The sequence below is a fragment of the Acinetobacter sp. ATCC 27244 genome (assembly GCF_000156555.1).
Taxonomy (GTDB): Bacteria; Pseudomonadota; Gammaproteobacteria; order Pseudomonadales; family Moraxellaceae; genus Acinetobacter; species Acinetobacter haemolyticus.
Genome location: NZ_GG665954.1, coordinates 109,870 through 127,867, shown reverse-complemented (window position 1 = coordinate 127,867; position 17,998 = coordinate 109,870). Strand labels below are relative to the sequence as shown.

16 protein-coding genes are annotated in these 17,998 nt (G+C 39.9%); 10 read left to right on the top strand and 6 right to left on the bottom strand.

Going from position 1 to position 17,998, the window contains the following annotated elements:
- Positions 1-95 precede the first annotated feature (95 nt).
- Positions 96-674, top strand: coding sequence for a CAP domain-containing protein (locus HMPREF0023_RS08120; protein ID WP_008941780.1), 579 nt, complete (start codon positions 96-98; stop codon positions 672-674).
- Between the two features lie 10 nt (positions 675-684).
- Positions 685-1,047, top strand: coding sequence for a glyoxalase superfamily protein (locus tag HMPREF0023_RS08115; protein ID WP_004640067.1), 363 nt, complete (start codon positions 685-687; stop codon positions 1,045-1,047).
- 9 nt (positions 1,048-1,056) lie between these two features.
- Here HMPREF0023_RS08115 and HMPREF0023_RS08110 read toward each other — a convergent pair whose 3' ends face one another.
- Positions 1,057-1,434 carry a nuclear transport factor 2 family protein gene (locus HMPREF0023_RS08110; protein WP_008941779.1) on the bottom strand — a complete coding sequence of 126 codons (378 nt, stop codon included), beginning with the start codon at positions 1,432-1,434 and terminating at the stop codon, positions 1,057-1,059.
- Position 1,435: 1 nt separating this feature from the next.
- The gene (locus tag HMPREF0023_RS08105) at positions 1,436-1,654 is read right to left on the bottom strand and encodes a 2-hydroxymuconate tautomerase family protein (protein ID WP_008941778.1); all 219 of its coding nucleotides are present in this window, start codon (positions 1,652-1,654) and stop codon (positions 1,436-1,438) included.
- Between the two features lie 125 nt (positions 1,655-1,779).
- Between HMPREF0023_RS08105 and HMPREF0023_RS08100 the strand changes: the two genes are divergently transcribed.
- Positions 1,780-2,700: a LysR family transcriptional regulator gene (locus HMPREF0023_RS08100; RefSeq protein ID WP_008941777.1), complete on the top strand. Its 921-nt coding sequence runs from the start codon at positions 1,780-1,782 to the stop codon at positions 2,698-2,700.
- 17 nt (positions 2,701-2,717) lie between these two features.
- Here the strand turns inward: HMPREF0023_RS08100 and HMPREF0023_RS08095 are convergent, their stop codons facing one another.
- Entirely contained in the window at positions 2,718-3,293 is a 576-nt protein-coding gene (locus HMPREF0023_RS08095) for a nicotinate-nicotinamide nucleotide adenylyltransferase (RefSeq protein ID WP_161401498.1), read from the bottom strand.
- Between the two features lie 108 nt (positions 3,294-3,401).
- On the opposite strand from HMPREF0023_RS08095, the gene HMPREF0023_RS08090 reads away from it, so the two are divergent.
- The 5 genes from HMPREF0023_RS08090 (at position 3,402) to HMPREF0023_RS08070 (ending at position 10,950) form a co-directional block, all read left to right on the top strand.
- Entirely contained in the window at positions 3,402-4,202 is an 801-nt protein-coding gene (locus HMPREF0023_RS08090) for an enoyl-CoA hydratase-related protein (protein WP_008941776.1), read from the top strand.
- Between the two features lie 288 nt (positions 4,203-4,490).
- Positions 4,491-7,343 carry a phosphoenolpyruvate--protein phosphotransferase gene (ptsP, locus tag HMPREF0023_RS08085; protein WP_008941775.1) on the top strand — a complete coding sequence of 951 codons (2,853 nt, stop codon included), beginning with the start codon at positions 4,491-4,493 and terminating at the stop codon, positions 7,341-7,343.
- Positions 7,336-8,286, top strand: coding sequence for a 1-phosphofructokinase (gene pfkB, locus HMPREF0023_RS08080; RefSeq protein WP_008941774.1), 951 nt, complete (start codon positions 7,336-7,338; stop codon positions 8,284-8,286). The genes ptsP and pfkB overlap by 8 nt, the downstream gene beginning before the upstream one ends.
- A complete protein-coding gene (locus HMPREF0023_RS08075; protein ID WP_008941773.1) occupies positions 8,273-9,994 on the top strand; it encodes a fructose-specific PTS transporter subunit EIIC in 1,722 nt (573 codons plus the stop codon). Before pfkB ends, HMPREF0023_RS08075 begins: the two co-directional genes overlap by 14 nt.
- A 191-nt stretch (positions 9,995-10,185) precedes the next feature.
- Positions 10,186-10,950 carry a nitroreductase family protein gene (locus tag HMPREF0023_RS08070; protein WP_008941772.1) on the top strand — a complete coding sequence of 255 codons (765 nt, stop codon included), beginning with the start codon at positions 10,186-10,188 and terminating at the stop codon, positions 10,948-10,950.
- A 1-nt stretch (position 10,951) separates the two neighbouring features.
- On the opposite strand, the gene HMPREF0023_RS08065 is transcribed toward HMPREF0023_RS08070, so the two are convergent.
- Positions 10,952-11,266, bottom strand: a complete 315-nt coding sequence (locus tag HMPREF0023_RS08065; RefSeq protein ID WP_008941771.1) for an NIF3 1 — start codon at positions 11,264-11,266, stop codon at positions 10,952-10,954.
- 67 nt (positions 11,267-11,333) lie between these two features.
- Positions 11,334-11,459: a KGW motif small protein gene (locus HMPREF0023_RS17015; RefSeq protein ID WP_252100560.1), complete on the bottom strand. Its 126-nt coding sequence runs from the start codon at positions 11,457-11,459 to the stop codon at positions 11,334-11,336.
- Positions 11,460-11,735: 276 nt separating this feature from the next.
- Here HMPREF0023_RS17015 and HMPREF0023_RS08060 point away from each other — a divergent pair, with 276 nt between their 5' ends.
- The gene (locus HMPREF0023_RS08060) at positions 11,736-12,212 is read left to right on the top strand and encodes a DUF1643 domain-containing protein (protein ID WP_008941770.1); all 477 of its coding nucleotides are present in this window, start codon (positions 11,736-11,738) and stop codon (positions 12,210-12,212) included.
- Positions 12,213-12,304: 92 nt separating this feature from the next.
- Here the strand turns inward: HMPREF0023_RS08060 and purL are convergent, their stop codons facing one another.
- Positions 12,305-16,135 (bottom strand): phosphoribosylformylglycinamidine synthase, encoded by a 3,831-nt coding sequence (gene purL, locus HMPREF0023_RS08055; protein WP_008941769.1) that lies wholly within the window; start codon positions 16,133-16,135, stop codon positions 12,305-12,307.
- Positions 16,136-16,488: 353 nt separating this feature from the next.
- On the opposite strand from purL, the gene HMPREF0023_RS08050 reads away from it, so the two are divergent.
- Positions 16,489-17,829, top strand: coding sequence for a deoxyguanosinetriphosphate triphosphohydrolase (locus HMPREF0023_RS08050; RefSeq protein WP_005084516.1), 1,341 nt, complete (start codon positions 16,489-16,491; stop codon positions 17,827-17,829).
- The last annotated feature ends 169 nt before the right edge of the window (positions 17,830-17,998 follow it).

Here is a 17,998-nt window from a genome sequence, read left to right as displayed (position 1 = left end):
GGTTAAATCCCGCTTTTTACATAAAGAAGCATATTCAATCTTAATGCCATAAAGTATTATTAAAAAATCATAATAATTAAAGTCTAAGCAATCACATGAATATTTCTAAGCCATCTATATTGATACCATTTGGGATTGTAATCTCAGCTTGTAGCAACTCTGGCACACCTCATCTGCCAAACAATCAAATTAGCCAAACACCTGTAACACAAACACCCAAAGCAAGTATAAATATCACTTGTCAGGATCTATCAAATCCAGCCTATCAACAGGCAATCATGAATGCGATCAACCAGCTACGCAGTCAATCTCGCCAATGCGGACAACAACATTATGCTGCTGCAAAGCCATTAGCTTGGAATCAACATTTATATAAAACAGCCTTAACGCACTCCAAAGACATGTCAACACACAACTTTCTAGGTCATGTCAGTTCGACGGGGCAAGATTTAAGAACTCGCTTAAAGCAATCCCAATTTAACAGTCGCGGTGGTGCCGAAAATGTCGCCCGTGGACAGAAAAATCTTGAAGAGGTTCTAGCATCATGGCTTAAAAGCCCAGCACATTGCAGCAATATGATGCAGCCAAAATTTACAGATTACGCGATCGCTTGTACTCCTGATCAATCACCTCAACAACGTCACTACTGGACTCAACAATTTGGCATCCGCTAGAAGGTTAATTATGTACTCTGGATCGATTACTCCTATTTTACGTATTTTTGATATTGATGTAGCTCACACTTTTTATATGGAATATCTCGGTTTCCATATCGACTGGCAGCACAAATTTGCAGATAATTTTCCTTTATATCTACAGATCTCAAAAGGTGACTGCATTATTCACCTATCTGAACACTTTGGTGATGCTAGTCCACATAGTGCAATCCGCATTTACTGGGAAAATCTAGATGCCCTGCACACAGAGCTAATTCAAAAAAATTATAAGTATGCAAAACCACAAGTCGAAAAAACAGATTGGGAAACTCTTGAGTTAAGCATTACAGATCCATTCTCTAATCGGCTGATTTTTTGGGAAGATGCCTAGACTGCTGATCTAATCAAGCAATTGATAACTAAAAACTTTGCTGATAATTTTCCACTGATCATGATCTAAGGTAAATGTGAGTGCATCATAAAAATACTTAGGCTCAATCACGCATTCAACATGTACGATTGCTAACTGATCATGGATTAAATCAATAGAAATCACCTTATCTTGTCTAATCTGTTTTTTTGAAGCAGGAGAATTTCTGCTTTCAATAATCGAAAAATACTCAGCCATATTCAATCGTAATATGGGCTGTTCAGTTACATTCATATAAATCGCATCAGCATGAAAAACTTGTTTTAAAAGCGCCAGATCACAGAAATATAAAGCATCAAAATATTTTTCTATTTGCTGCTGAATATCAAATATTGCATGTTTCTTCATTTTATTGATCCAAACTTTGTAAGTACTTTTGGCGTATCACAGATACAGATTCACCTGCTACTCCCCAATTATCAGTTTCAACCTCATCAATCACGACAAAGGTCGTGGCTGGCTCTTTATCCAGTACATTGACCAGCAAATCGGTTGCACCACGAATCAATTGTTGTTTCTGTGCTGTTGTCACACCTTCTTTAGTGACTTGAATCAAAATATAAGGCATCGCTATTTCCTCATTTAGAAATTATCGGTTGAAATAAACTGGCTAGGGTTATTGTTCATCGTATTATTTACATCAATGTGATTAAATAGCCTTTAGATCAAATCATTTTTTACATGGTGTAATAAATGACACAACAACTAAAAAATGTGATGTTGAGTAGTGTTGAATTATTCTGTGCTGTCGCTGAGCATAAAAGTTTTACTCAAGCAGCCAAAATTGCTGGCCTGACACCAGCTGCTGTCAGCCGCTCTATTGCGCGTCTAGAGCAACGTCTCAATACGCAATTATTTGTTCGAAGTACACGTCAAGTTCGCTTGACCCATGCAGGTGAAATTTACTTTCAACAATGTCAACAAGGCTTAACACAAATTATTGAAGCAGAACAATTATTAAGAAATCAAAGTCAGCAACTCAATGGTCGAATTCGCATCAGCCTCCCTACTCCTTATGGACATTATCGAGTATTACCGCTAATTCCAATTTTTAAACAAACATACCCAAACATTCAGATTGATCTTCAATTAACCAATAAAAATGTCGACTTTATTGCGGAGGGTTTTGACTTAGCAATTCGTGGCAGATACTTCAAAGACTCCAATCTAATCGTTCGTACCTTAGAACATGCTGAATTAGTTGTGGTTGCTGCAGCAAGCTATCTTCATTCGCATACGATACCAACAGATATCGCAGCATTAGATCAACACGAATGCTTGCAATTCATCTTACCCAGCACGGGGAAAAGTGTTCCTTGGCTGTTTAAAGTCAACAATCAGATCCATGAATATACCACCAAAGGATCATTACATTGTCTAGATGACATCTTAGGGACAGTTACGCTTGCGAAACATGGTGCAGGATTATTACAAACCTATCGGTTTATCGTTGCGCAAGACATTCAAAATGGACAATTCGTAGAACTGTTGCATCCATTTGCTGGAGCAAGCCGTCCATTTTCTTTAGTTTACCCCTCACAAAAATATGCATCAGCACATATTCGTACCTTCATTGATTTTTTAATAACACATTTAAAAACAGACGTTCTTTAAAGGTTCATCAACTCACTTTATTCCGTAAGGTCTAAATTACTCGTGTCACCTGCCAAAAACTTTTGTTGTAACGCTGCATAAATAGGCGTTTTTTGAAAGTTCTCTAAAAATTGAATACTGCCTTTTGGAAAAGCTTGAGTTTTGATTTCGCCGCGATAATAAGCTTCACGCATCGGTGTTGCTGACATTGAGGCTTTCAAACTCTCAAGTTCAACCATTGTCCACTCTGGAAATAATTTTAAATAATAAGATGATTCATCTTTAAAGTGACCAATTAAGCCAACATTGGAATGCGCAGGAACAACCTGATTTACGAGTTGTTTGACTTGTTTTACCCATTTTTCATCATTATAAACATCAATAACATGCACAAAATGAATACGTTTTTGATCTTCCTCAGAAAAATTAGAAAGAATCATCTGCTCGCGTTCCGTAGCCAAAAATGGATTCTTGGTATTTCGTTCTGGTTGTGCTGAGCCTAAAGCAAGTACCACATGCTGACTCTGTCTCAGTGCAATTTCAATGGTCAGCATATGTGCCAAATGAAAAGGCTGGAAACGTCCAATAAAAACGAGATAGTCAAATGTGTACATAGGCTTAATTTCACTTTTTGTGAACTCATCAGTTGCACTATAAAAATAAATATGCGACATAATGAGACCACTTTAAAAATCAATCTGGATTAAAGCAAGGATAGTACGATGACACTTAGCTGTATTCAACAACCTCATCAACATTTGCAAGCAAATTTAGAAGATGGCGTACTCACCTTAGCCATTAACCGTTCAGAAGCCAAGAATGCACTTTACGGCGAACTTTATCTATGGATTGCAAAAGCTTTAGATGAGGCAGATGCAAGTAAAGAAGTTCGTGTGGTTATTTTCCGTGGAGCAGAACAAGACTTTACTGCGGGAAATGACATGAAAGACTTCATGGGCTTTATTCAAAAGCCACATGAGGGCAAAGCAGGTGATCAACCACCATTTGTTTTATTAAAAGCTGCGGCTCGTTTTTCTAAACCACTGATTATTGCAGTGAAAGGTGTTGCGATTGGTATTGGTGTAACGATCTTACTCCATGCTGATCTTGTATATGCTGACAGCACTGCCCTATTCCAAATTCCATTTGTCAGCCTTGGTCTCTCTCCAGAAGGTGCAGCAAGTCGTTTACTCGTAAAACAGGCTGGCTATCAAAAAGCTGCTGAGTTGTTGTTTACTGCCAAGAAATTTGATGCTGCAACAGCAGTGAAAGCAAATCTAGTGAATGACGTTGTTGAAGATGTATATGCAACGGCTCAACAAACGGCTCAACAGTTAGCTGCATTACCATTGGCATCAATTAAGCAAAGTAAGGCTTTGATGAAAAAAGACTTAGCTGAAATCATTGCATGTGTTGATGAAGAGGCTGAAATCTTTATGCAACGCGTACGCTCTCCTGAGATGATAGAAGCAGTTCAAGCCTTTATGCAAAAGCGCAAGCCGGACTTCTCACAGTTTAATTAAACAAATATAAACGGCATAGATGTTTATAAAATGTATCCTCAGAGGAATTTGTAAGATTTTCACCTCGATATCTTTTTGAGCATCTGTTAAAGTTTAAATTAAGAAGCTAAACCATGATTGTCAGAGACATGAAATGGAAATTAGCTTCTTTTTTTTATCTTTGACGTGTGCTGTTGATCGTTTGCAATTGCCTGCGACATATACGGTTAATTTAAAAAAATATCTCTGCTGTTATATCGAAGTATAGACTTAACAGAGATTATTATTTTCATCATTAAAGGATGTTTTATGTTTGTACTTGAGCCACAACATGTACATATGAATCAATCTGCTAAGGATAAGGCAGAAGCTCTCGAATGTTTAGCCAATATTTTGGTTCAAGATCAATTAGTCAAAGCAGATTACTTATCTGGATTACATGCACGTGAAGCTGAAAGTGCAACCTATTTGGGTCAAGGGATTGCAATCCCTCACGGCACTCCGCAATCCCGTGAATTTATTTTAGAAACGGGCATTCGTTTAGCACATTTCCCAAAAGGTGTGGTTTGGGACGGTGAAAACACAGTTTATTTAGCTGTTGTGATTGCAGCAAAGTCTGATGAACATTTACAAGTTTTGCAAATTCTGACTCGTGCACTTTCTCAAGATGTTTCTGATCAAGTCCAACACGCTAAAAATGCAGCGCAAATTATTGAGATTTTACAAGCTCAACCCGAAACATTAGTCCTACATGAAAACCTAATCGAAACTCAAATTCAAGTTACTGATATTGATGATTTTTTATGGTCAGCAAATAAACTACTCAAACAACAAAAATTAGTTGAGGCTGGTTTCATCAGTCAACTTGATCCTAAGAATCTCATCCAAATTCAAGATACACTTTGGTCTATTTCTGCAAAAAACTATGTTTCACGATCTGCAGTGAGTATCGTCAAAGCTGATCAAACCATCGATTTTAAAAACGGACAAATTCAAACTTTGATTTGTATTGCCCAGCACGAACAATTAGATTACCAACAATTACAACGTTTACTCGATTTATTATTCCAACCACAAATCCAGCAACAACTCAATGATCAGCATAATCGTCAAGAAATTGCCAAACTGGTTGGCGCAGAAACGATCCCAGATTGGCCATCACAACGTATTGTGTTGGCAAATGCGCATGGACTACATGCCCGCCCTGCAACTCAGCTGGTTAATATTACCAAAACTTATCAAGGCGAAATTCGCGTTGCTGTGGATGATGGACAATTCATCTCTGCAAAAAGCTTAACTAAACTACTCGCAATGGGTTGCAAATATGGGCAAACACTTACTTTCATTGCTGAACCGGATACAGATGCTGTAGAAGGCCTTTCGAAAATTATCCAAGCTGTTCAACAAGGTTTAGGTGAAGAAGTCGAAGCAATTGAAAATAAAATTGGCACTCAACAGACCAATACTCTTGAGTTTGAAGAAGAGATTGCAACACCAACAACAGGTATTCCTGCATCCACAGGACTCGCTTTTGGCCCAGCTCATGTAATCAAACCGAAACGTTTCCAATATGAACGTTTTGGAAATAATGTAAAAGCAGAAAAGGAAAAACTAGAAATTGCACTACATAGTGTAAAAAACACACTTCATCAGCTCATAGCCAAAACTGAAGCCAATGAAATCAAACAAATCTTTATGGCACATTTGGAAATGCTGGATGACCCTGATCTCATTCAGCAAGTCCACCAGTCTCTAAATCAAAACCTAAGTGCACCTGCAGCATGGCATCAATATATTGAAAAAGCAGCTCAAGCCCAAGCTGCTTTACCGGATCAATTACTTGCTGAACGTGCCACCGATCTACGTGATATTGGTGATAAAGTCTTGGCCGTTTTATGCGATGAAGTGGCGGTTCAAGAACCTGAGCAGCCCTACATTTTAATTATGCATGATGTTGGGCCAAGTGATGTCGCGCGTCTGAATAAAGACCGTGTCGCAGGTATTCTGACTGCTGTGGGTGGTGCAAGTGCCCATAGTGCGATCGTTGCTCGTGCTTTGGGAATTCCGGCTATTGTGGGTGCAAGTGATGCTGTACTTAACATCACACCTCATGCAACGGTATTAATTAATGGTGATACGGGTGCATTCGAAATCAATCCATCTCAAACACAGATTGACGATGCCATCCAAGAACGTGAGTTACAACATCAACGTCGTTATGAAGCTGAGCAACATTGTCACGAGCCAGCGATTACCTTAGATCAGCACCAAGTCGAAGTCGCTGCCAATCTCGGCAAAATTTTAGATACTGAAAAAGCAGTAAACTATGGGGCAGAAGCAATTGGTTTATTGCGCACTGAACTCGTCTTTATGGCGTATCGCCAAGCACCAGATGAAGATGTACAAGAAAAAGAATACCGTCATGTATTAGATACGTTGGCTGGTCGACCATTGGTGGTACGTACTTTAGATGTCGGTGGTGATAAACCATTACCGTACTTACCAATCGATGCCGAAGAAAACCCTTTCTTGGGCGTGCGTGGTATCCGTTTAACCTTACGTAAACCACAACTATTACGTCAGCAACTCACTGCTTTGGTTCGTGCTGCAGATGATCGCCCTTTAAGAATCATGTTCCCGATGGTCGGACGTATTGAAGAATGGCGCGCGGCTAAAGCAATTTTGGATGAGGTTTTGCTCAAGCATCCCTGCCCAAATCTCGAAGTCGGTATTATGATTGAGGTTCCATCCGCAGCATTAATCGCGCCCTTGCTTGCAAAAGAAGTCGACTTTTTCAGTATTGGTACCAATGACTTGACCCAATACACCTTAGCAATCGATCGCGGACATCCAGTTTTGTCTGGCGAAGCTGATGGGCTCCACCCAAGTATTTTAATGTTAATTGATCAAACTGTACGTGCAGCTCACGCACAGCAAAAATGGGTCGGTGTCTGTGGTGAACTTGCAGCTGATCCAAAAGCTGTGCCTGTTTTACTGGGTTTGGGTGTGGATGAACTCAGTATGTCAGCGTCCAGTATTCCTTTAGTGAAAGCACAAATTCGTCAGCTTAATTTTGCTGACTGCCAACAACTTGCCCAACAAGCACTCAAATGTGAAAGTGCGCCTGCCGTTCGATCATTCGTGGAGCAAACACATGGCTAAAATTTTAACCATTACCCTTAACCCTGCCATTGATGCCACCATCGAACTTGAACAGTTACGTATTGGAGAAGTCAATCGTCAGCAGAACATTCAATACCACGCCGCAGGTAAAGGGCTCAATGTTGCTCAAGTGCTACATGATTTAGGGCATGAGTTAATTGTGTCTGGTTTTTTAGGTACAAAAAATCAAACGCTCTTTAAACAGCATTTTCAAACTATGCAGTTTGATGACCAATTTATTTATATCGAAGGTGAAACCCGCCAAAACATTAAAATTGCTGAACAGTCTGGACGAATGACCGACATTAATGGTCAAGGCTTTCAGGTGTCTACTGAAGATAAACAAGCATTGTTCAAACGCATTCAACAATGTAGTGACTCTGTAGATTATGTGGTGATTGCGGGTAGCCTACCGTTGGGCTTTGGCGTGGATGATTTAAAACAGCTCATTCAAATTCTACACCTACAAAACAAACCTGTTGCTGTAGACACGAGTGGCAAGGCTTTAACTGCAGCGATCGCTATGAATCCGTGGATGATCAAACCCAATACCGATGAATTACAAGAAAGTTTTGGCGTGCTAGCTGAAAGCCTTGACGATCAACAACAATTATTTAAATCACTCAATTCTCAAATTGAACATATCGTCATTTCAATGGGTGAACATGGCGTACATTGGCTTCATCAAAACAAAGCTTATGCTGCACACCCCCCTCAAGTACATGTGAAAAGTACAGTAGGTGCTGGAGATTCTCTTTTGGCAGGCATGATTCATGGACTAGCATGTCAGTTACCGACAGACGATATCCTAGCAACAGCAACGGCGATTGCCAGTCATGCCGTAACTCAGGTGGGCTTTCGTGTTCCAACCCCTGAACTTTTAGCTGATTTAAAACAACACACCACGATCAAAATCTTGAGTGAATCTGATGCAAACCCTTAACTCTATCTTATTGGTCATCAATCATCCTCAAAATCCTGTTGATGCATTGATTCTGACAAAAAAATTAGCGCAACTTGCGAAACAACAAGGTTTTGAAAGTCATACTATTTCAGTAAAAGATCAAATTCCTGACATTGCATTTAGTAAAGTTGTTTTTATTGGTCAAACACCGACTCAACTTGACCCATTTAAAGCCTATTCTGTTGTAACCATTTCACTGGAACAAGCGAACCAAGATATTCAGCAGGCCTTTGAATACGCTTTAACGCATGCACAACCGATTGATCAACTCAAAGCTGAAACTCAATTGAACAACACACAGCAAGCGCAACGTTTTGTTGCGATTACCGCTTGCCCAACGGGTGTTGCTCATACGTTTATGGCTGCCGAAGCATTGCAACAAGGTGCAAATAAACTTGGCTATCAGATTGATGTTGAAACACAAGGCTCTGTAGGTGCAAAAAACATCCTCACAGATGAAGCCATTGCTGCAGCTGACATTGTTATTCTAGCCACTGATATTGAAGTAAATACCGATCGTTTTGTAGGTAAACGTGTTTATCGCTGCAGTACAGGCTTTGCCCTCAAGCAAACAGATAAAGTATTTGCCGAAGCAATCAGTGAAGCAACCGTTCTTGAATCATCCAAACAAAGTAAACAAACGGCAGAAAATAAAAGCCAAGAAAAAACTGGCGTTTATAAGCACCTACTAACAGGTGTGTCTTTCATGCTGCCTATGGTCGTGGCAGGTGGTCTTTTAATTGCGCTATCACTTTGTTTCGGGCTGAATGCAGCAGAAGAAACAGGAAGCTTAGCTTATATATTAAAGCAAATCGGTGCAGCAGCATTTACCTTAATGGTGCCAATGCTGTCGGGATATATTGCCTATTCAATTGCTGACCGTCCTGGTTTAGCGCCCGGTTTGATTGGTGGATTAATTGCCACACAACTTGAAGCTGGATTCCTCGGTGGTATCGTTTCAGGTTTCCTTGCAGGTTACATTGCCCTATTTCTCGCCAAAAGAATCAAATTGCCAACCAGTTTGGAGTCATTGAAACCTATTCTGATTGTTCCGCTTTTAGGCACACTATCAGTAGGTCTAATTATGTACTATGTGGTTGGACAGCCAGTCGCACATATCTTTGAAATGATGAAAGATTTCCTCAACAATATGGGCACAACCAATGCTGTTTTAATGGGAATTGTACTCGCATCAATGATGTGTATTGATTTGGGCGGTCCAATTAATAAAGCAGCTTATGCCTTTAGCGTAGGACTACTCACGACAAATACCTATATGCCAATGGCGGCGACCATGGCTGGCGGTATGGTTCCAGCCATTGGTATGGCGATTGCCACCTTGTTAGCAAAAAATAAATTCAATCAAAGTGAACGAGATGCTGGCAAAGCGGCCTTTGTACTAGGTCTATGTTTTATTTCGGAAGGTGCAATTCCCTTTGCAGCTAAAGATCCGATGCGTGTGATTCCTGCTTGTATTTTAGGTGGTGCTGTTACAGGTGCATTGGTTGCCTTATTCCACTGCGAACTAGTTACACCACATGGTGGCGTATTTGTTTTACTAATTCCAAATGCAATTAATCATGCGTGGCTATACCTCGCTGCAATTACAGCGGGGAGCTGTATTACAGGCATTAGTTATGCATTACTCAAACGTCCTGAGCAGAAACTAGAAACCGCCCCTGCCTAAATCGTCCTTACATTCTGATTTTACAAGCAAGTTATTCCAATCGAGTAACTTGCTTTTCTACTTAGATTAGCTTTGATTCTAAAAATTTAATGATTCTATATTTTATAAAAAAGTAACTTCTACACCTCATCAGTTGGTTTTTTCAGATACATCCCAATAGAAGAATAAACATTTTGGAAAATATCGAACTCATGACCACTTCAAATGCAACCACCGAAAAGAAACGCTACTACGAACCTGCCCCACAAGATATTGATGTTGCCAATTTCCGTAAAGTCGTTGAAAGCCGTCGTTCAGTACGTAAGTTCACGGATAAACCGATTCCAAGTGAAATTTTAGATGAATGTTTAGATTTGGCACTGCTTGCACCCAACTCATCAAACTTACAGCCTTGGACATTCTATGTGGTGCAAAATCCGAGTAAGAAAAAGCAACTGGTTAAAGCATGTTTAGGACAACTTGCTGCTAAAACTGCATCCGAATTGATCGTATGTGTCGCTAGAACAGATCGTGTTGATGAGATGGCAAAACTAAATATCACCGAGTTTCCATTCCCCGAAGCACCACCAGCGGTTCAAAAGTATTACCGCTTTATTCCCTACAACTATAAAACAGGTTATCTCAACGCATTAGGTAACTTCAAAAAAGTTGCATTTAAAGTAGCCCGTACACTCGATAAACAACTTCCTGTGACTGCATTTAACCCTGCCGATGCTAAATTATGGGCAACTAAAACCACAGCTTTAGCTTGTGAAAACCTTGTATTGGCATTACGGGCTTATGGTTTTGATAGTTGTATGATGGAAGGTTTTGATGAACCTTTAGTACGTAAAATCTTAAAACTCAATGATCAGCAACATCCTGTGATGGTGATTGGTGCAGGTGAACGTGCCAAAGATGGCGTGTTCTTCCCTCAATATCGTTTTGATCGTGATTTATTTATTCAAAAAGTATAAATTAATCAAAAGCTAATATTTGGATAAACTCAAAGGCAGGCTCTTCATAAGGATGGCTTGCCTGTAATGCCTTTGCCACAGCACTGGCTTTTTCTTCAGGCACAATCGTTTCAACACGCCATTCTTCGAGTTTTTCTAATTCATTTACCTGACCAATAAAGGGATTTGCACCTTTCACAGGCTTAAATTGCCCGATGCCTTTCACTTGCCAAGCACATTGTTCATAATTCCCTATCCCACCTGCACCCACTTCAAAAACAGCAAGTTTGGTTGATTCTAGATGTGATTCAGGTACGTAATAAATAAGTTTTAGCATAAGTTGAATGACTGAGTAAGTTAAGCTGTACTCAAATCATAGCCTTAAAAAAGGTTAAGAATCAAAGTTAAATCTTGATTAGGACATAACTCAAACTTATGAATAAGATTTGGAGAACCAAAGTTAAACCAAACCAAAACCAGCCTTTTCCTTTGCTATGGATCGTCCTCATGTAATTTTCGTTTTTCATCATGTTGTTCTCCGATTTTTATGATCATTATTGAGAAAGCAAAAATTGAACCAGTTTTATTAAAATAACTGAAAGCATCATGCTATTCAACTTTTATCCTGTCATGTAAGAATCACTTATCTCTGTTGCATCAAAAATTAGTAAGCTTCATAGATTTTAGGTGTAATTCAGGACATGAGTAGATTATTTCCATCATTAAGAATACTTTAGCGAAAGGTCAGTTGTTTCTGAGCTTTACTTATGATTTTATTGACTTATTAATTTTAGGAAAAACTCATAATGGAAAAAGGTGCAGATATTTCAGAATGCAATAAATATCGCTATTCACTTTGGAGAGTTTGGGATAAAAATAAACCCATGTTCACATTTATAGGACTAAATCCATCAACAGCAGATCATATTCAAGATGATCCAACAATCACTCGTTGTATCAACTTTGCTCAAAGTTGGGGTGGTGGTGGTATCTATATGGCGAATTTATTTGCATATCGAGCAACCAACCCACAAGATATGATGGCTCAAGATGATCCTATCGGCGCTAAAAATGATGAATACTTAAAACAATTAGCGTCACAATCAAAATATATTATTGCTTGTTGGGGAAATGCTGGTATCCATAAACAAAGATCCTCATTTGTCAAAGACTTGCTCAAAGGTCAGTTACATTATTTAGAGTTAAATAAAACAGGTGAACCTAAACATCCGTTATATATTCATTCTTCTACTCAGATAAAACCGTACATAGATGAAATCTAACTGTTTTGTTAACACTTTATACTTATAAACATCTAAATAAAAAACACCACCTGAAAATTTCAAGTGGTGTTTTCATTTATTGAATTGATTTATTAACCAATAAATTTACGTGCGTTACGGAACATACGTAACCAAGCACCATCTTCAGCCCAATCTTCAGGCTTCCAAGAATGCTGTAAAGCACGGAAGTTACGCTCTGGATGCGGCATCATTACGGTTGCACGACCATCTTTAGAGGTTTGACCTGTAATCGCTTCAGGTGAACCATTCGGGTTCAACGGATAGTGCTGAGTTGGATTACCCAAGCTATCCACATAACGTAAGATCACTTGGTTTTCAGCATTTAACGCAGCAATTTGCTGTTCAGTTGCAACCAGACGACCTTCACCATGCGCAACAGCGATTGGTAAAATCGAACCTTGCATATCTTCAAGCAATACAGAAACTGATTTTTCTACGCGAACGTTTACTGCACGCGCTTCAAAAACTTCTGACATGTTACGGTGGAAACGTCCCCAATGCTCTGCACCTGGAATCAGTGGTGCAAGTTGAGACATCATTTGACAGCCATTACATACGCCTAAGCTGAATGTATTTTCACGATGGAAGAATTGTTCAAATTGATCACGCAATTTTGCATTGAACAAGACTGATTTCGCCCAGCCACCGCCTGCACCCATTACGTCACCGTATGAGAAGCCACCACACGCCACTAAACCTTCGAAGTCACTCAAGCTGACACGACCTGCAAGCAAGTCACTCATATGTACGTCGATGGTATTGAAACCAACTTTGTCAAATGCAGCCGCCATTTCCACATGACCATTGACCCCTTGCTCACGCAAGATTGCCATATTTGGACGACGTGTATTAATAAACGGTGCTTCAACAGGTTCATTCAAGTCATAAGTTGCTTGTGCAATTAAACCTTGATGTTTTTTATCTGCGATTAATGCAAACTCTTGATCCGCTGTTTCAGCATTGTCACGTAAACGTTGGATTTGATGAGAGACTTCAGCCCAAGCTTGTTGTAATTCAGTACGTTCCAAAGTTAAACCATTTACTGCTAATTGATCTGTTGTATTTACACGACCAACAACAGCAATTGCATCTTTCAGACTTGATGCTGCAACTTCAACTTCTAACTGTGCCCAATCAGCAGCAGTAATTTGCAGTACTGCACCAATTTCTTCAGCAAATAAGCTTTCTGTTGATTGATTTTCTAATGCTACACCTAAGCGTGATGCAAACATCATCTCGGCAACAGTTGCTAATAAACCACCATCACCAATGTCATGGTAAGCCTTGATCAAACCACGATTGTTCCAGTCTTGAATCAAGGCAAAGAATGCTTTGAAGTCATCAAAACTATCAACATCAGGTGTTACTGAACCAATGGCTTTATATACCTGCGCAAGGATTGAACCACCTAGGCGGAACTGGCCTTTAGACAAATCAATACGAACTAATACTGAATCAGCTAAATTTTTCAATTCAGGCGTTAATGTTTTACGAACATCTAGAACTGGTGCGAATGCTGTGATCACACCTGTCATTGGCGAAGTCACGGCCTTGTCTTCACCATCATTCCACGTAGTACGCATTGAAAGTGAATCTTTACCGACTGGAATTGCGATGCCTAATGCAGGACACATTTCCATACCAATCGCTTTCACACCTTCAAACAAGGCTTGGTCTTCACCTTTTTGACCAGCAGCAGCCATCCAGTTTGCAGAAAGTTTGATATCACTAATTTGTTCGATGTTGGCACACGCAATATTGGTAATTGCTTCCGCAACTGCTAAACGTGCAGATGCAGCAGGATTTAACAAAGCAACTGGTGGACGTTCACCCATCGCCATTGCTTCACCTGTGAAGCCTTGCAAGCTGGTGGTGGTTACTGCTGCATCTGCAACAGGAACCTGCCAACGGCCAACCATTTGATCACGTGCAACCATACCGGTAATTGAACGGTCACCAATCGTGATCAGGAATGATTTAGACGCAACTGTTGGATTTTTCAATACGCGGAAAATCGCATCTTTCAAATCAATTTTTGACGCATCAAAGTCATTGCCTTGACGTTCAATCGTTTCATAAGAACGTTGCATACGTGGTGTGCCACCCAACATCACTTGCATTGGGATGTCGACTGCATTGTTTTCAAATAATGGATCTTCAACCGTCAAATGACGTGCTTCAGTCGCTTCACCAAGTACTGCAAAGGGACAACGCTCACGAGCACAAATTTCTTCAAACTGTTCTAAAGATTCTGGACGAATCGCTAACACATAACGTTCTTGCGCTTCATTTGACCAGATTTCCATCGGGCTCATACCTGGCTCTAAAGATGGAATCTTACGAAGGTTCAATACCGCACCTAACTCGTGATCATTCACTAGTTCAGGCATCGCATTTGATAGACCACCCGCACCTACGTCATGTACAGACACGATCGGGTTAAAGTCTTCTAAGCGCCAGCACGTATCAATCACTTCTTGGCAACGGCGCTCCATTTCTGGATTTTCACGTTGAACAGAAGCAAAGTCCAAGCTCTCGCCCATGGTACCGCTATCTACAGAAGATGCTGCACCACCGCCAAGACCGATTAACATTGCAGGGCCACCCAATACAATGAGCAAGTCACCCGGTTGGATCGCATCTTTTTCAACATGGTCAGGACGGATATTACCGTAACCACCTGCAATCATGATTGGCTTATGGAAGCCTTTCACTTCACCATTTACATTTTGTTCGAAAGTACGGAAATAACCATTTAATGCAGGACGACCGAATTCGTTGTTAAACGCAGCACCACCTAAAGGACCTTCGATCATGATCTGTAATGGCGATGCCATACGTGAAGGTTTACCGTAGTTATCTTCCCAAGGCTGTTCGAAACCCGGAATATTTAAGTTAGAAACCGTAAAGCCTGTTAGACCAGCTTTTGGTTTACCACCTCGACCTGTTGCACCTTCATCACGGATTTCACCGCCCGAACCTGTTGCAGCACCTGCAAATGGAGCAATTGCAGTTGGGTGGTTGTGTGTTTCAACCTTCATTAAAATATGAGCAGCTTGGCTCTTATATTTATAAACGAAGTGACCATTTTCATCCGCTTTTGGATAAAAACGCATCGTGTCATAACCCACGATCACAGACGCGTTATCTTTATATGCTGATAACACATCTGTTGGAGATTCTTTATAGGTATTTTTAATCATTTGGAACAATGATAATGGTTGTTTTTCACCATCAATTGTCCATTCAGAACCAAAGATTTTATGACGACAGTGTTCAGAGTTTGCTTGTGCAAACATCATCAATTCGATGTCGTTTGGATTACGGCCAAGCTTAGTAAATGCTTCGGTTAAGTAATCAATTTCTTGCTCAGATAAAGCAAAACCAAACTCATTATTCGCTTTAACTAATGCTTCTTTGCCTTGCCCCAAAATATCAATTGAGTTGAGTGGCTTCGGCGCAGTTTCTGAGAATAAAGCTTTTGCCTCTTCAATTTGAGCAAAAACTGTTTCTGTCATACGGTCATGAAGTACTTGTTTAACTTCATTCGTAATTTCAGTGACACCTTTTAACGTAAATAAAAGACCACGTTCTAAACGGTGCACTGGTGTATTACAGTTTTGGAAAATATCAGTTGCTTTAGACGACCACGGAGAGATTGTGCCAACACGTGGAGTTACTAAAATTTGGATTTCATCACTTGCAGCTTGGCGAAGTTCGAAAGATTGACCATCGTTTAAAAGTTGTAATGCCGATTGATGTTGCTGCTCGTTGAGCGCTTGATCAAACAAATAAACCCACTGGCTGTCAAAAGATTGAACAGAACTCATTGACGCTAAACGGTTTAAGAGTTGAGCTTTCTTAAAAGAAGAATGTGCTGATGCACCGGCCACGATAAACATGTTGACTTTGGCTCCACGGGCAGATCGAACAGACCCACCGCAATGTGACTTATGAAAGAGCGCATATTCTACTGTGAAAGCCTCTTTTCAGCTAGCCATATCCAACTTAAAAATCAGAGTTTTCGACGATGAATGCCCTATTTCTGTCTCGCCTGATCTATTTTACTTTATTCGTAACAATTCTTTTATTTTGCAGAACAAATCACATTTCAGTTTTTTAAATAGTTGACCGATTATTTTAGTGATTATTCTGATTTAGTTTTGTATCAACAAGACAATCTATGTCGCGCTACGCTAGTGCTTTCATGTTTTTTTTGGCATGATGAAACTGAATTCATAGTGAATAATGATAAATGGAACAAATGCGTTGGTTGGAATTGCTATCTGCAATTCGTTTAGGTAGTAAAAAAAGCAGCAATGAGTTGGCTCGAAGCCCATTCCACAAAGACTACGACAGAATTATATTTTCCCAAAGTTTTCGTCAACTGAATAGAAAAACACAGGTTCACCCTCTGACTCAACATGATGGGATTCATACACGTCTGACTCATTCACTTGAAGTCTCTTGTATTGGTCGTTCACTCGGTATGCTAGCTGCAGAAAAAATCAAAGATGAATTACCGATGTGGATTTCCCCTGCCGATGTCGGTGCAATTATTCAAGCAGCATGTTTAGCTCATGACATTGGAAATCCCCCTTTTGGTCATGCAGGTGAATATGCCATTCGTGAATGGTTTGATGACGCCTCACATCGAGACTTTCTGACCAAACTCACTCCAGAAGAAGAAGCTGATGTAAGACAGTTTGAAGGCAATGCTCAAGGGCTACGCTTACTCAGCCGTATTGACTATCATCCTGATGATGGTGGTATGCGCCTCACCTGCGCCACACTAGGTGCTTATCTCAAATATCCGTGGCTATCCAAAACCATTAATGAACAAGGTGACACACCTTCACATCAACGGGCAAAATTCGGTTGTTATCAATCCGAAAAAGAAATCTTAAAACAGCTTGCGGAACAACTCGGTTTGATTCAACTCGGTGACTATCATTATTGTCGTCATCCATTGACCTACTTATTAGAAGCTGCTGATGATATTTGTTATGCACTGATTGATTTAGAAGATGGCATTATTCTTAATATGTTGGATTATGATGAAGTTGAACCTATCTTTCTGAATTTAATCGCCGATTTTGGTCGCCCAGAAGAACTGCATTTACCACATACCACTTGGCAACAAAAAATTGCCGCTTTGCGTGGGCGAGTCATGAAACGCTTAGTTGACGAAGTAACGACTGCTTTTGCAAAGCATCATTATGAGATTATTACAGGTCAACTCAAAGGCAGTCTTTTACAATATTGCTCACCAGATATTGAAGCAGGCATTCAAACGGCAAAAAACCTTGCACGCGACCGTATTTTTGAACATCCACAAAAATCTGGCTTAGAAATTATTGCGCATCAAAGTTTGCAAACTATTTTGGATGCTTTTGTTCCACTAACAATGCCTCATAAAACATTAAGTTTTAAAGAACAGCGTTTACTTTCTATTTTGCAGCACTCAGGCGCAAACTTCCAAAGCAACCATTATCAAAATATCATGCAGGTTTTGGATATTATTAGTAAATTCTCTGATCACCAAGCTTATAGCTTAGCGCAAGAATTGAAAGGTAATAAAGTTGGATTCTTTTAATGTCTCGATTTATTGATAAAGGTATAAGTAGCTTATCTCTTCTCAAACCAGAAGTTTGGGTACATTGTCCAACATGTCAAATGCTCGCAAAAATTGTCGAAATAAAGGAGGAGGAATCAGAAGGAGTAAAGGTTTTTTGTACTCAGTGTACATATCGCAAATCATTACA